12 protein-coding genes and 1 pseudogene are annotated in these 14339 nt (G+C 60.9%); 4 read left to right on the top strand and 9 right to left on the bottom strand.

The window, feature by feature from the left end:
- Positions 1–273 precede the first annotated feature (273 nt).
- The 4 genes from NCR98_RS31450 (at position 274) to NCR98_RS33705 (ending at position 4983) form a co-directional block, all read left to right on the top strand.
- Positions 274–1836 (top strand): methyl-accepting chemotaxis protein, encoded by a 1563-nt coding sequence (locus NCR98_RS31450; protein ID WP_250528323.1) that lies wholly within the window; start codon positions 274–276, stop codon positions 1834–1836.
- Between the two features lie 1207 nt (positions 1837–3043).
- Positions 3044–3238 carry a CsbD family protein gene (locus NCR98_RS31445; RefSeq protein ID WP_250528322.1) on the top strand — a complete coding sequence of 65 codons (195 nt, stop codon included), beginning with the start codon at positions 3044–3046 and terminating at the stop codon, positions 3236–3238.
- Between the two features lie 286 nt (positions 3239–3524).
- A complete protein-coding gene (locus NCR98_RS31440; protein ID WP_250528321.1) occupies positions 3525–3800 on the top strand; it encodes a hypothetical protein in 276 nt (91 codons plus the stop codon).
- An 850-nt stretch (positions 3801–4650) separates the two neighbouring features.
- Positions 4651–4983: a hypothetical protein gene (locus tag NCR98_RS33705; RefSeq protein WP_502799825.1), complete on the top strand. Its 333-nt coding sequence runs from the start codon at positions 4651–4653 to the stop codon at positions 4981–4983.
- Between the two features lie 210 nt (positions 4984–5193).
- Here the strand turns inward: NCR98_RS33705 and NCR98_RS31430 are convergent, their stop codons facing one another.
- From NCR98_RS31430 to NCR98_RS31390, 9 genes and pseudogenes are all read right to left on the bottom strand, one after another.
- Complete coding sequence (locus tag NCR98_RS31430) at positions 5194–6060, bottom strand: serine hydrolase domain-containing protein (RefSeq protein ID WP_250528505.1); 867 nt, start codon at positions 6058–6060, stop codon at positions 5194–5196.
- Positions 6057–6305 carry a hypothetical protein gene (locus NCR98_RS31425; protein WP_250528320.1) on the bottom strand — a complete coding sequence of 83 codons (249 nt, stop codon included), beginning with the start codon at positions 6303–6305 and terminating at the stop codon, positions 6057–6059. The genes NCR98_RS31430 and NCR98_RS31425 overlap by 4 nt, the downstream gene beginning before the upstream one ends.
- Positions 6306–6377: 72 nt before the next feature.
- Positions 6378–6770: a DUF4150 domain-containing protein gene (locus tag NCR98_RS31420; RefSeq protein ID WP_250469824.1), complete on the bottom strand. Its 393-nt coding sequence runs from the start codon at positions 6768–6770 to the stop codon at positions 6378–6380.
- Positions 6771–6801: 31 nt separating this feature from the next.
- The gene (locus NCR98_RS31415; RefSeq protein ID WP_250469825.1) at positions 6802–7500 is read right to left on the bottom strand and encodes a DUF3540 domain-containing protein; all 699 of its coding nucleotides are present in this window, start codon (positions 7498–7500) and stop codon (positions 6802–6804) included.
- 32 nt (positions 7501–7532) lie between these two features.
- Entirely contained in the window at positions 7533–8639 is a 1107-nt protein-coding gene (locus tag NCR98_RS31410) for a pentapeptide repeat-containing protein (RefSeq protein ID WP_250528319.1), read from the bottom strand.
- Positions 8640–8648: 9 nt separating this feature from the next.
- Positions 8649–11339, bottom strand: a complete 2691-nt coding sequence (locus NCR98_RS31405; protein WP_250528318.1) for a DUF2169 family type VI secretion system accessory protein — start codon at positions 11337–11339, stop codon at positions 8649–8651.
- A gap of 13 nt (positions 11340–11352) precedes the next feature.
- The gene (locus tag NCR98_RS31400) at positions 11353–12576 is read right to left on the bottom strand and encodes a hypothetical protein (protein ID WP_250528317.1); all 1224 of its coding nucleotides are present in this window, start codon (positions 12574–12576) and stop codon (positions 11353–11355) included.
- A 19-nt stretch (positions 12577–12595) separates the two neighbouring features.
- The gene (locus NCR98_RS31395; RefSeq protein WP_250528316.1) at positions 12596–14170 is read right to left on the bottom strand and encodes a type VI secretion system Vgr family protein; all 1575 of its coding nucleotides are present in this window, start codon (positions 14168–14170) and stop codon (positions 12596–12598) included.
- A 67-nt stretch (positions 14171–14237) separates the two neighbouring features.
- Positions 14238–14339: pseudogene (locus NCR98_RS31390) on the bottom strand (type VI secretion system tube protein Hcp); the annotation flags it as partial.

The following is a 14339-nucleotide window of genomic DNA, read 5'->3' as shown; positions in this document are numbered from 1 at the left end:
TCGCAATACGGCCCGCGGCTGTACCCGAATATGCTTAACGACCGATACTTTCTGAAGCTGATACTGAAAACGCGAAGTTTGCGTTAGTTGAGTGTTTTCTTGGCAGTATTTCTTTCCGACAGCATGTCCCATTTCCAATAATAAAAAGACGCCGTCACAGGATGGCGACGCCTCTCTCAAGAAACTTCGTTTATCGCCGTTAAGCCAGCAGATAGTGCAGGGTGCTTTTGTGCCGAATGACCCTTGTTCTCCACTCATGCATTTTGGAAAAAAATGAAAAAAGAAACTTGGACGGTCAAGGCAAAGCTGGCCGCGTCATTCGGAACTCTGAGTCTGATCGTTCTTGTGATCGCTGGTATGGCCCTAAGCTCGCTTAACGATGCGAACGCGCGATTCGAGGGATTTATCAACGGCATCAATGCTCGTGCGGAAATGGCCACGGCCATCCGCGCCGCAGTCGATGACCGCGCAGAGGCAGTACGCAATCTAGCGCTTGTCACGACACCTGCGGACATTGAGCTTGAGCACCAGGCTGTCCTGAAGGCAGAGCAGACAATCGAGGTTCGTCTCGCCGAATTCAATCGGATGGTTGCTGGCGCTACAGACATGCCTGCGCAAGCTCATGAGCTCGCCACTGAAATTCCTCGCATCGAGGGGCTCTACCGGCCCGTCGCTCTTGAGATTGTCCGACTTGCCATGGACGGTCAACGTGAGGCCGCCATTGCTGCCATCAACAACAAATGTCGTCCGCTCTTGGCAGATTTGAAACGCGCTACCAACGCCTACACCGACGCAACCCATGCGCGCGCGGTAGAGATGGTCAACGAGGCGCAGATTCGATTCGAGCATCAGCGTAATCTGCTGGTAGTACTCTCCATTGCGACTTTGTCGATCGCAATATTTGCGGGTGCGATCATCACCCTCAGTATTCTGCGCGCGCTGGGCGCCGAGCCTGGCGTGCTTGCTACTATCGCGCAACGGGTTGCGAAGGGCAACTTACACGCGATCGACGGCGCTCATAAAACAGTCGATGGCAGCGTGCTGTCTTCCATGCATACCATGCAGGGTAGCCTCGTCAAAATGATTGGTGAGGTCAGGTCAGCGGCGGACAACATCGCCTCCGGTTCGAGTGAAATCGCCACGGGTAACATCGACTTGTCCTCCCGCACTGAACAGCAAGCATCGGCGCTTCAGCAAACCGCGTCCAGCATGGATGAACTGACCACGACGGTGAAGCAAAACGCTGAAAATGCGCAGCAGGCCAGTTCGCTTGCCGCACACGCATCAGACATAGCGCATAAGGGCAATCAAGCCGTTGACCAAGTGGTTCAAACGATGAGTGCCATCAGCTCGAGCTCGTCGCAAATCTCTGCTATCACTAGCATCATCGAGGGCATTGCGTTTCAAACCAACATTTTGGCCCTCAACGCGGCCGTCGAAGCGGCTCGCGCAGGTGAGCAAGGCCGCGGCTTTGCAGTCGTAGCAGGTGAGGTAAGAACGCTCGCACAGCGTTCTTCGACCGCCGCGAAAGAGATCAAGGATCTCATTACGACGTCTGTCGCACAAATCGCTGATGGCGCAGACCATGCGAACGACGCCGGCGTGACCATGACCGAACTCACGCACGCCGTGAGACGCGTCACCGACATCATGGGGGACATCGCCAGTGCTTCGTCCGAACAGAGTAAAGGTATCGAGCAAGTCAATCTTGCCATTACGCAGATGGATTTCGTGACGCAACAGAATGCAGCCCTCGTCGAAGAAGCAGCCGCTGCTGCGCAGTCGTTGGATGGGCAGGGTCGAAAACTTACGGATGCCGTATCGTTCTTTCACTAAGGAACGTCATACCAGAAAACATGCGCTGCCGGCCAAGGGCGATATCTATGCTGTTACGAAGGGCGTCGCTGACTGCGAAGTTGCGCCTACATCGCGAATACACGTATTGAAGTGCTTTATTCTGCTACTGGGTGCACTAATTCTGCTAGTACACGGAGGTCGCGCGATTTGGAGGTTCTTCCCGATTCGCTCACCAGGATAAGCAACCGATCCATGTCTCGTGATAGTCGCGCGATTGCTGCTGAAAACTGCTCGAGTGTTGTTCGGTGTACCTCGCAAGGGGCGACATGTCGGCCTCAAGGTGTACCAGTACGCTGCCGGGCGAGCGTGTTCCGTCCCGCAGCAACTAGCCCATCCGCTTTGGTTAGGAAGGTAGGTTGTGAACACCTCGTCGATGATCTCAGCACGGATACTCAAGCGGTCATTTTTTGCCTTGGAACTCCGCTCGCGCGGCTGGACCGCGCTGGCGACAGGATCTCTTTGCGGCTGGTTCTCACCGCTCTTGGGCAAGATAAACCGAATTGCTCTTTAGCTTACGTTAGTAAGATTAATGGACCACTAAAGGGTATTAGCTGAATTAGCGAGCATTACCCAGTGAAATGTTACGCGGGTGTATTGAGGTTGGTTCACCCGATGAGTCCGAGTTTGGCAGTCCAATCAGCGGTTTTGTCAAATCCACCCGTCAGCAGAATAGCGCACCTTGTTAGAAAAATTAATGAAGTTCAACAGTCGTCGTACACGGCGGCAAGGTTTGCAACAATCGCGTGCATTATGGCGCCAATCCTGTGGAACTCCCAAACTTGAGCCCAAAACACGCGCGTCCGCGGACAACCGGAATCCGTGGCATTCCGGATCACCCGCACTGACCGATTCATGTGCTGTAATTGTAACGTTCATGTCGTAGGCGCCTTTTGATATATTCGGCATTGAACGGGCCCGCCATCCAATTCAACTTATCGATTCAGATATAAATTTAATTAACTTCTATCCAGAATTTTGCAGCTAGCGCCTTTAAAGTCGACTGCATGATTTTAGCCGGACGCGTCATGGAGAATGGCGGACCGCTTCTGGGAGAAGTATCATGTGCTTACTTTAGACGGTAACGACATCGCGGAAATCCTCGTTGAGACTCGAAAGTGAAAAGTGGGAGGCACTTTCCTTGCTAAGAATGGATGCCCGCATGTTGCCGGCGAAAAGGAGCGATGCCATGAATGAAGACCAAGTCAAGGGAGTGGGGGAGAAGGTGAAGGGCAAAATCAATGAGGGCATTGGAAAAATGACGAATGATCCAGCCCAGGAAGCGAAAGGCGACGCACAGCAAGCAGCAGGCGAAGTGCGCAAAGATGTAGGCGACGCCAAAGAAGATCTTAAGGACGCGGCCAACGATAGGTCGACGCCGTAATGGATGTCTGACGTAGGACGGATGTACGCCCGCCTCCATCTCGCGGGCGTCATTCATCGCGGCGCTCAACAATCACTGAGTGCGTGAGTAGCAATCTCCACGTGGATTGTTCGTCCTTGTCTAGAAAAAATCTTTAGGATAGCTTAAGTTCATTCGCGAAGCTTTTTCAGTTCATAGCATAGCCGTCGCATCACATGTAGAGCTGCCGGCCGAACAGTTGCGTAGGCATCGCGATTGCGCTCTCGTCTGGAAAGTCAGCCTGTGCTGTTGCATTATTGGAGAAGTAATGACGAGCGAACGCGAAGACAGCGCATTGAAGTTTTACATCGCTGAGTTTCAACGGCTCGCCGCAAAAGGCGAGAATGGCGAAGATGTCTCCGAGCTAATCGCCATTCTTGCTGAAAACGCTATAAAGCACTTAGACCCGTGGAAAAGTGGAGGCCAAACCTACAACCGTCCAAAGCTAATCGCGCAGCTTAAGATGAGGGCTAATTACGTTGCTCACTCGTCGCCTAGAGCCGCAAAGGTACTGGAGGAGGCGGCAAAAATATTAGCAAAATAGCGGGTTCTCTTCTGCTCCGACAGCATGTCTTGTCAGTCGGCTAAACTACTCTCGCCTGGATGTTCTACCATAACATTTCAGCTTATTAGCGTGGTCCACCGCCCTATAGTTGGCGCTGTGCATTGTCGAGCGCATGAAGCTCTGCTCGATTTTGACACATTAGTCCGCGAGTATGCGAGTGCATTGACTTCGGCGGTAGCGCAAACCGCTGCCGGTGCCAACGGGACCGAACCAGAGCTGGTCAATGGACATTGTCAGCGACGGGTTGGCCAATCGTCGGCGCTTTCGCTGTCTGAACGTGGCGTCTCGTTCAGGTTGAAGCCGATCCGTTGAAACTGTAAAACGAGCTGCTCAAGTTTGTAATGTTGGTGCCGTTGATAGGAGGATGCAGCGCCTCGGCTGCTGTCTCTCAGTGGTTTCGCCCGCCCTCGGTGGCGGGCTCTTTTTGGCACCGCTTTCGGCGTTTTGACTGCACGAGGGATTGCTACCTCGAACCGTCCATGTTCGGCAAAAATGAATGCCGTCTAAGAACGAATGCCTCTTACGCTTTCAAAATGTATAACTTAAAGAACACCGTCGGCAATGACCCTGCCTCGTTTCCACGTAAAGCAAATCATGCAGCGATCAACCTAGCCTCGTACTCGACTGGAGTGCAAAATCGATAGAGGTGTGCAGGCGTTCTCGATTGTAGTAGTCCTCGATCCAATTGTTTTAACCGCTAATACGAGCACACCTTTCTTCGAGGGGCGTTAAGAGCGACGATTGCGTCCGCAACCCACATTGCGGACGCAGACCATGAGCGACGATGAATTTGACTTTCCGCCACTCCGAGTCATCCGAGAATGCTCCAATGGCAAACGAAGGTACGACCCTGACGGCGAACACGACCATTGGCTTGTCGCATGTCGTGACGTGGACGGGCAAGAAGTGGTCCGAACTGCGCAATGGTCCGGAAGGCTGGCGTTACGATCCGGCGCAAATCGGCGAGCCGGGTTCGCGCCTTGGCGGCGACCTCGCGTATATCCCGAAGAACGACGATGTGCAGGCCGCGCTGACCAGCCTCGATCCTTACATGAATATCGACAGCCACATGCGGGACCGGCTTATCGCCCGTTCTTCGGCTGGTATCGGTCGAGCGTGTCGAATGTGCGGCGGATCATCGGTGCGGAAGCGGCGCGGGTGAATCCGGAACTGGCTGATCTCGTCATCAGGCAGCGTCCGTCGGAGGCCACTAAGGCTACGTCGAAGGTGATGGGGCAGATCGTGCTGGCGTCGGACCATGCCCTGGCGAATGGCGGGTATCGGTTGAGGTGTACACAGGTGCCGAAGGGCGGGTTGCCGACGTGTGAGCGGTTGGGGGTGGCGGAGTGAGGGGGTAGGTCCCCTCGACCCCTCACCGCAAATGCCGCCCAATCGCCACAGCCACCGGCGCGGGCGGCGTATCGTTCTGATTGACCGCGATAAAAATCGCCGCGTCCTTGAACGGGTTCACGACGATCACTGAACTGAACCCGGCCGTCCCGCCGTTTTTCCAAATCTCCGGATGCAATCCCGGCGATCCGTTGCCATTGTTCGTCACCCACGCCATGCCTTGCTGCGCCACGCCATTGGGCAAGGTATATCGCGGCTTCTGTGCATCGCGCATGGCGGCGATCAACTCGGCGGAGACGGGATGCCCGTCGATCTCGCTATGCCCGAGATTCGCTTCACCGAAGCGCAGCATGTCGGCGGCGGTGGAGCGCATCGCGCCCGCCGCGTACCACGCGTAGAGCGGCCATTGCGGCGCGCGCTGGCCGTTGCGCAAATGGCCCTCGGCCGTGCGTCCCGGTACATCGACCGGGCCCACGAACGAACTCGTCATCCCGAGCGGCTGCAGAATGTCCGCCGATAGCTGTTCGTTCCACGCACGCCCCGTCGCATTCGCAAGCATCGCACCGAGCACGCCGATGCCCGCATTCGAGTATTCATAAGGGCGTGGCAGCGGTCCGTCCGGTGACCACGACGACACCCAGCGAAAGAAATCCGCCGACGTGTAATGGTCGATGCCGCGATAACGCAGATCACGCGGCGCGTCGGGCGGATTGTCGGGCATGCCCGAGCTGAAGTCGGCGAGTTGCAGCGGCGTGACGTTCTGCGCGGCGGGTTGCAGGGTGACGCCGTTGGGCATGTAGCGCTGCATCGGCGCATCCGGCTCGATCTGATGCCGAGCGGCGGCGAGCGCGAACAAGGTCGTCGTGAAGACCTTCGTGCACGAGCCTATCTCGACGATGGTATCGGCAGTAAACGGCGAGCCGTCGTCATGGCCGTGCCGTATGCGTAGTAGTAGCGCTTGCCGCGCAGCGACACGCCGACTATCGCGCCCGCCGCCTGATGCGAAGTAAGCAGCGGCTGCGGGTAGGTATCGACGACTTGACGGATCGCGGCGCTATCGTCGGCGGGTTGTTGCGCGGTTGCGGGAAGCGTGGCGCAGGCGGTGAGAAGCAAGGCGAAAGTGCGTTTGAACATGATCTTGTTATGGTTGGCTAAAACAATGCCGATGCGGTCGATAAAAGAGAACGATAAGAAGCCGACGCCCTCTCAACTCATAATCATCACGACGGTCTGACTCGGCGCAAGCACGGCCCCCATCGCGTTGTTCTGGTTCTGCGAGGTGGGCGTGGTGAGGCGCACGGCAGGACTGCCGGCGATCATCACTTTCTCGCTTCCCTGGGTGAACTTCGCCGGTCCCATAATCATTCCGGAACTGACGCCGCCCGCCACGCCGCCCTGATCGCCATTGGTCATCGGGATCTCGGCGCTCAAGTTGAGCGCGGGCGAGCCGCCTATCAATACGGTCTCGGCAGGCGGGGTGCCCATCGTGGGCATCGCTATATTTGGGTATGGCGTGGGCACCGGGCCAGCCGGTGTCGGCGTCTGACAGACATCGGGTTCGGCCATCAACTGCCCGCCGCCTATGGTCACTGCAAACATGATGTTTTCTCCGCGTGTTCCAGTGTTCGGTTCAGCCCAGCTCGATCTTCGAGCCGTCGATGCGCGTCATCTCGTCGGACTGCATCGTCGTATGGCGCGTGTGGAAGTGGGCGTGGCCTTCTACGCGCCAGCGCGCACTGCCCGTGCGCAGTTCATCGGTGCCTTCGACCCAGCGCGTGCTTTCCTGGGAGCGCTGCAAGAGCCTTCCAATCGTCGATACCAGCGACTTCGCCGCCATCGTCATGCGGCCGATGCCCGCATCCAGCACGCCGATGCGTGTCGTGGCCTGCTGCGTGACGAGTTCGGTTGTGACGCTTTCGAAGCTGAGTGCGCGCGTCCGTGCGCTCACGCATTCGCTACCATCCAGCGCGATTCGCGCCGCATGCACGCGCAGTTCGCCATCGGCGGTATTCAAGCGTGCGCCGCCGGGCAAGGTCAGCGTGGCCGTGGCCATGGCCGATGGCGCGCGCGTCAGCACGGCAAGCACATACGGCACGCACATGGATGCGGCCTTGCCCGCCGCATCCGGCAGCGCAGCGAGTGCGGGAAGCGCGGGGCAGACGAGCACGAGATCGCCGGTTTCGGGTTCGAGCAGGCAGCTCTCGGCACGTAACGCGCGTTCGATAAAGCCATCGAGAAACAGCCACTTGTCAGCGCGGCCAGTGACGATGGCGGTGCAGAGGCCCGCGTTCGCTTGCACAGTGTTCGATGAAAGGGATGCGTGGTCCATGATGTTCGTCCGTGTATCGATCGAATGAGTATTCAGCCTTGCCATGTTTCGGCGCGCAGGCGTAGCAAGTCGGTCGGCCGCGTGCGTTCGCGCGCCGCGTTGCCCCAGTGAGTGCGCTCGTCGATCAGTGCGTGGAAATCGGCATTGCCGAAGTCGGCGCGTGCGCAATCGGCTTCGCTGAGATCGACGTGCGAGCAATCGCAATCGATGAATAGCGCGCCCGTCAACGTCGCGCGTTGCAGGCTCGCGCCGCTCAGGTTGGCCTGCACGAAGCGCGTGCCGTCGCAACGTGCGCCGGTCATGCGCGCCGCGCTGAAATCGGCGATCACGAATTGCGCGCCCGTGAGGTCCGCGCCATCCATCTGTGCGCCGGAAAAGCGCACTTGTTCGCCGTGCGCGCTCGCGAAGCTCGCGCCGCCGAGCACGGCTTTGTCGAAGCGCGTCTGCGTGAGACGGCTACGCCCGAAGTCGGCCTTGACGAGTTGCGCGCCGGCAAACTGGCAAAGCGTGAGATCGCAGCCAGGAAAGCGTTGCCCGGTGAGATCGGCGTTGGTGAAAAACGCCTGCCGCAAGCTGGTGTCGGCGAAGACGGCCTGCGCGAGCTTGCCCGCAAGCGCGGTGAAGCGCGTGAGATCGGCGCGGCTGAAGTCGCATGCATCGAAGACGCAGCCGGTGGCATCGCAACGAAAAAGGCGCGCGCTCGCGAAGCTTGCCGCAGAGAGATCGCAGCGGTCGAACACGCTTTGTTCGAACTGCGCGCCTTGCAGGTTGGCGCCAGTGAGCACCGTCTGCATGAAGGTCGCGGTATGGCCGCGCGCCTCTAAGATGCTCCCGCCGGCAAGCGTGCTGCCGGACCACTGCGAGCCGTCGAGGATGACGCCGTCGAGTTTCGCCATCGACAGATCGCAGCCGCGTACTGTGGCGCGCGCGAGATTCGCACCCGACAGATCGACGCCGCGCAGATCGATACGCTCGAAGATGACGTCTTGCAGATCGCGGCCGCGCAGATCACTACCCGCGAGGTCCAGATCGGCGAGGCGCGCGCCAGGCGTGAGGCTGGCGGCGTCGAGAGCGGATTGATCGGAGCCATCCGGGCTAACCGAGCGGCCGTACGGATCAAAGTTAAAGGAATCCGACATGATCGTCTCTCAATGCTCCGCTTCCGCGCGGCCCGGAATCGCGAGCAGCGTGCGGTCGATGTTCGCGCCTTCCAGATTCGCCCGGCCGATGTTCGAGCCATAGCACTGCGCGCCGTAGAGATTGCTGCGCACGCACTGAGCGCCTTCGAGTTGCGCGCGCCGCAGCGTCGCGTTCATGAGGTTCGCGCGGCTCAAATCGGCATGCGTGAGATCGGCCTTGGCGAATTGCGCCGACTTCGCCTGCACGCCGACAAAGCGCGCGCCCGCTGCCTTCGCGCCGCTGAAGTTGGCGCGCTCCATGAAACTGCCGTCGAAGATCGCGCGGCTCATGTCGATGCCGATCCACGATGCCGCCGCCAGATTCGCTCGCGCCAGACTTGCGCCGCTCAGATCGGCGGCGAGGCCGGAGCGCGAGCCAGCGAGATTCGCCTGGTCGAAGCGCGCGCCCGCCGCGCGGACCGCATAGAGACGCAATCCTTCGCCGTCGATATTGACGAACGATGCGCCGTCGAGCGCCGCGCCATCGAGGCTTGCGTGGGCGAGGCTGGCATCGGTGAAATCGGCGCCGGACAGCGTGCAGCCTTCGAACGTCGCTTTGGGCGCGCCGCAGGCCACGGCGCGCAAGCCCGTCATGTTGGCCGCGTTGAATTGGGCATGGCCGCAGTTCGAACCTGCAAGCGATGCCGCGCTGAAATCGGCTGCCGAGAAATCGCCGGCTTCGAGTGAGGCGTCATCGAGACGCGCCGCCTTGAAGAGCGCGCCGCGCGCACTCGCACCGGCGAGCGATGCGCCACGCAAATCGGCATCGCTGAAATCGGCTTCGGCGAGCGTTGCTTTGCTGAAGTCCGCGCCCGCCAGACGGCTGCCGTAGAGACGCGCGCCGTCGAGCAGCGCGCCGCGAAAATCGGCGCGTTCGAGCGGCGCGTTCGAGAGATCGAGCTCGCTCAGATCGAGCCCTGCCAGCGATTCACCGGCGGCCACACGCGCGAGCACGTCTTCACGCGTGAGACGCGCTGCGATGGCGGGCGCGTCCGGCGGCGTCTGTGGCATTTGAGGCGCTTGCGGCGCCGTCGTGGCGGCTGAGGGCAAAACGGCCGTGAGCGCATCGAGGCTGGTGACGAAGGCATCGATGTCGAGGCTCGCCGCATCGCGGATGGCGGCGGCGGTTTGCGCGTCGTTCGACTGCGCCGCAAGCTGCTCGAAGCTCTTGCCGCTTTGCGCCAGCTTCGCCTGCATTTGCGCATGCGCTGCACGTACTTCGTCGCCGAGTGCGCGGATATCGGTGGTCACGCTCGGCTCCGGAGTCTTGCGCGCGGCGGCGACGGCTTGCTCCACTTCTTGCGCCGTCAGTCCGTGCTGCTTCATGACATCGCTCGTCATGGTTTCGACTTCCTTCATGAGACTGTCAAAACCTCCCGTCGATGACTTCGCTTGCGCCGCGACCGGTTCGGGCGGCAAGTACGGTTCGATATCCTTCGCGCTCAAACCATGCTGTTTCATCAGCGCCTGAGACTGTGCTTCGAGTTCCGCACCGAGCTTTTCAAGTTCGGCGAGGCCGGGGATCTCGGCAGGCACGGCGGCCGGCGCGGCAACCAGCCCGCTCGCAGGCGTTTCTGCGGGCGCGGGCGACGGCGCTTGCTGCGCGGTATCGGCTTGTGGCGCGGCAACGTCCTGTGGCGCGCTTTCCGCCAGCATCCACGCGTGGTAGGTGGCGAGCGGCGCGGGCGCATCGCTCATCGCTTCCCATGCGGCCACTACGTGCGTGACATCGTCGGCGTCTTCATCGGCGATGGCGGCCACCGCGCGATACAGAATCACGCCCCGCTGACTCTCCGGAAAGAGCCACACGGTTTCCGCACGCGCCGCGCATTCCTCGAAATGCGCGCCGTCCGCCGAAAGCCGGTTGACGAAGCAGCGCGCGCGCAGCCCCGGCAACTGACCCTCCAGAAGCGCTTCGGAAGGATGCATGTTTCGCACGGCGATGCGCTCGTCGCCGATCCAGAAGCCGTCGATACGCTGGTCGGCGGGCGCGGTGCAGAAGTAGTCGGTCTGCGTGCCTGCCGGAAGATGCGGAAACGTGGCGGCGAGCCATTGATCGTCGAATGCGCCGAGAAACGCCGCCCGCCGTGGCGCGCTTGCGGTTTTCGCCCAGTATCCGGCGGGATCGCGGACATCGCCGGACTGCGCGATCAGCCGGCCCGGTGCTTCCACGTTTGGCAAGGGCTGGCGCGTCGCACCCGAGGGCAACGTCACTGGCGCCGCGCCGCGTCCCAGCGGATTGGCCGCAAAAGCGGGACCGCCGTAAGCGCGCGATGCGTCCATCGGCATGCGCAGAAATGGCTCGGGCTTCGAGATGCCCAATGCTTCGAAGTAGCGGTCACCCGAGACATACAACTCCTTTTGCGCGCCGCCAATCTGCACCGTAGTCGCCAGAAGCGTCGCGGGCTGTGGGCCGGGCGCGAAAGCCGCACCATATGCGAGCCATTCGCCGCGCGGCTTGGGAAAGCCTGCATCGAGCAAGGCGTCGTTGCCCAGTGCGAGGGCGCTCGACTGCCACAACGCGCTTTCGCTATCGAGATGAGCGACGCCGCGCCGATCCAGCGGGAACATCGCAAGCAGTCCAATCGCAAGCAGATCGCGCCGCTCGAAACGCAGGGTTCGATGCAACACCGCGAGGTTGTCCGGTTTGACGATTTTCATGGCGGGTTCCGGTTCAGCCGAGCTTGATGAGCGGGCCGGCAATGGCGATGCCGGTTTCGCTGGCGGAGAACTGCGTCGTCGCGGGACCGGTGATGTAGACGCCGCGATCGTCCGCGACGAGACCTTGCGTGCCCGCTGGCCCCTGGTACGACAAACCCGTGCCGGTGGCGGCGAGCGACAGCGAACTCTTGGCCGGGGCCGCGCCTACGCTGACGAGGAACGAGGCCTCCGACAGCTTGAAGCTATCGGTGGGACTGGACGTGCCGAGCGATCCGACGATGCTCGCCTGCGCGCCGTTGGAGATGACGAACGATGGCCCGCTCGTATCGAGGGTCGGCGCGCTGCCGTCCTGAATGACCGCGGGAATGCCGGTGGTCCCGAGCGTGACGCTGTTCTTGTCCACCTTCACGGTGGCGGACGAACTCGCCGTCAGCATGCCCGGACTCGCCACGCCGGACTGAAACGTCAGCGCGGTCGAACTATCCTGCAGATATACGGCGGAGAGTCCTGCGCTGAGTGCCGAACCCTTGGTGCGGCCGAGGCTCGCATAGCCCGTCGGCATGGAGAGCGAGGCCTTGTTGATGGCGGGCAAAGGCAGGTCCGAGAACGAACTGGACAGATTGCAGCCGTTGGCGTCGAGCTTGAGCGTGCTGATCTGCTTGACCTTGTCGAGCGCATCGGCCACGCGCTTCATCAACACGCCGATGAGCACGCCGAAGCCGACGTTCGCGCCGAACGCGATGGTCGACGTGGCCAGCGCGGAGTCCAGCATCATCTTGTTGTTGTCAAAGTCCTGCGGCGTGGTTGCGGCCGCCCCGCCCGTCGGGGCGGCAAGGCCCGCCGAGGTCGCGCCGATCGCCACGTTGGTGGCGAGTAGTCCGCCGAGCGCGAGCTTGACGTTGGTGAGCGCGGCTTCGGCTGCGCCCCATGCGAGCGTGGCGGCGGGGTCGCAGCCTCCGGTGAGCTGCACCGAGTCCTTCGCCTGCGTGGTGCTCGATTCGGTGAGCGAGATGGTCTTGCCGCCCGACATGCTGAGCGCGCCGGAATAGTTCCAGCTCACGTTGCCGCTTACCGATGCGGACACCGTGCCGCCCGCGAAAAGGCTCGTGGTGGTGCCGACCGAAACGGAATTGGTCGCGCCGATCGTGACGCTGTTCGACAGACCAGCGGTTACCTTGGAGGCGCTGCCGAAGGTGAGATTGTTGTTGTTGCCGAGCGTGTAGGTCAGGATGCTCATGTTCTTCTACCTGTCAGTCTCAGATACTGCCGATAATCATGTGCGTGCTGCCGTCGGGGGAATACATCCACATCGACTGGCTGCCCTGCGTGTCGTTCATCAGCAGTTGATTGCCGCCGCTGGTGGCGATACGGTTCTGCGCCGGGTTGATCTGATTCACCACATTCGAATTCACCGAATTCGGCACCGTCCCGACGATCACCGGCTGGTCCGGATCGCCGTCGATGAACGCGAGCAGCACTTCCGCGCCCTTCAACAACGGGAAGTGCATGCCGTGGCCATCGCCGGAATAGGGCGTCGCCATGCGCACGCGCGCCGAGCCTTTCGCCGCCGCCTTGTCGGTGCGATCGAAGGGCAACTGCACGGTGTACTGGCCGTATGCGTCGAGTTCGGCGTAGTCGCCGCTGCCTTCGGCATCGACGGTGCCGGTCAGCGTGCCCGCGATATGCGGCCGCACCGTCGTGCGCGGGGCGCGATACTGCACATCGGCGCTGATCGCTGAAAACGAATTGCGATAGATGATCTCTTCGCGCGCTTCACTGCTCGCGCTGAAGGGCGTCTTAATGCCCGCGAGCAGCGCGCCCGCCTGCGAGCCTTCGTGCGTGATCTCGGTCACGAGATAGCGGCCGTTGAAGTCGTCGCGATAGTGATGCGACAACTGCATGAAATAGCCGCTGCGCATTCCCACGGCCGTGCCCTGGCCATGAAAGCGCACGCCGCCGCAAAGAATTTCCTCTGCGCGCAGATTGGCGTAGCGCGCGCCTTCGTCGGCGTCGCGGAAGTTGTCGCCGTAGAACATCGCTTCGCCGAAGCCTTGCGCGGATACGGCCGCCTCGACCACCAACGGCAACGATGCCTTGCGGTAGTTGTAGTCTTGCAGCACCACCTTCGCGGGCAGCGGCTTCGTGCGGCACATAAAGCTCTGCACCGAATCCGGCGCGACACCGGTATCGAGTTCGTCGGCGGGACGATAGTTCACGGGCAGCGCATCGGCAGCGTGCATGGCGCGGTCATCGACGATCGTGAGCGTGTCCGCCTCGCCGCTCTGCGCGAAGTAGTAATACATGCCTTCCTTCTCCAGCCAGCGCGACATGAATTCGAAGTGGCTCTCCTGGAACTGACAGACATAGCTGCGCGGACGGTAATCGCCCGTGAGTTTGAGATCGACGGCGCTGCCCGTAAGCTGCGCGTCGCGCAGCACGCCGCCAAGAATCTGCGGGATGGTCTGCTCGTTCAGATAAACCTCGCAAGTGCGCGTGAGCGTGAGCCGCCATGCACGCGGCATCAGCACCGCCCGATAAAACGTATAGCCGCCCGCGTGATGCAACTGATCGAACTCGGCGAGCATGCCGGAGTAAGGCGTCGTGCGCGAAGGATCGTCGGGCGCGCCTATCTCGAAGGTCGCGTTGTTCTGCAACATCTTCGTGAGGTCGATGGCGGCATCGTCCGAAACGAGCGTCATTTCGAAGCGGAACAACTGCGAGATGGCTTCACGTCCGTGCATGCGCACCACCGAGAACGTGTCGGCAGCGTAAGCGTCGGAAACGAAGCTGAAGCGCTGATTATTGGCGAGTCGTGCGGAAAGCGAAGTCATGGCGGCAGTTGGCGGGATGGTTCACGAACGCGTGCCGTGGGACATCCACGGCGCACAAGCTTCAAGGTCAGGCCTTCGGAGCAAGCCAGGAATCTTCGGCTTCGATGCCGTCCGGCTCGTAGGTCCACGTGATCTTTTCGTAGGTGAACGCGAGATCTTCCATGTGACC

This window comes from Caballeronia sp. GAWG2-1, assembly GCF_023631405.1.
Classification (GTDB): Bacteria; Pseudomonadota; Gammaproteobacteria; order Burkholderiales; family Burkholderiaceae; genus Caballeronia.
This window is presented reverse-complemented; position numbering and strand designations above follow the sequence as displayed.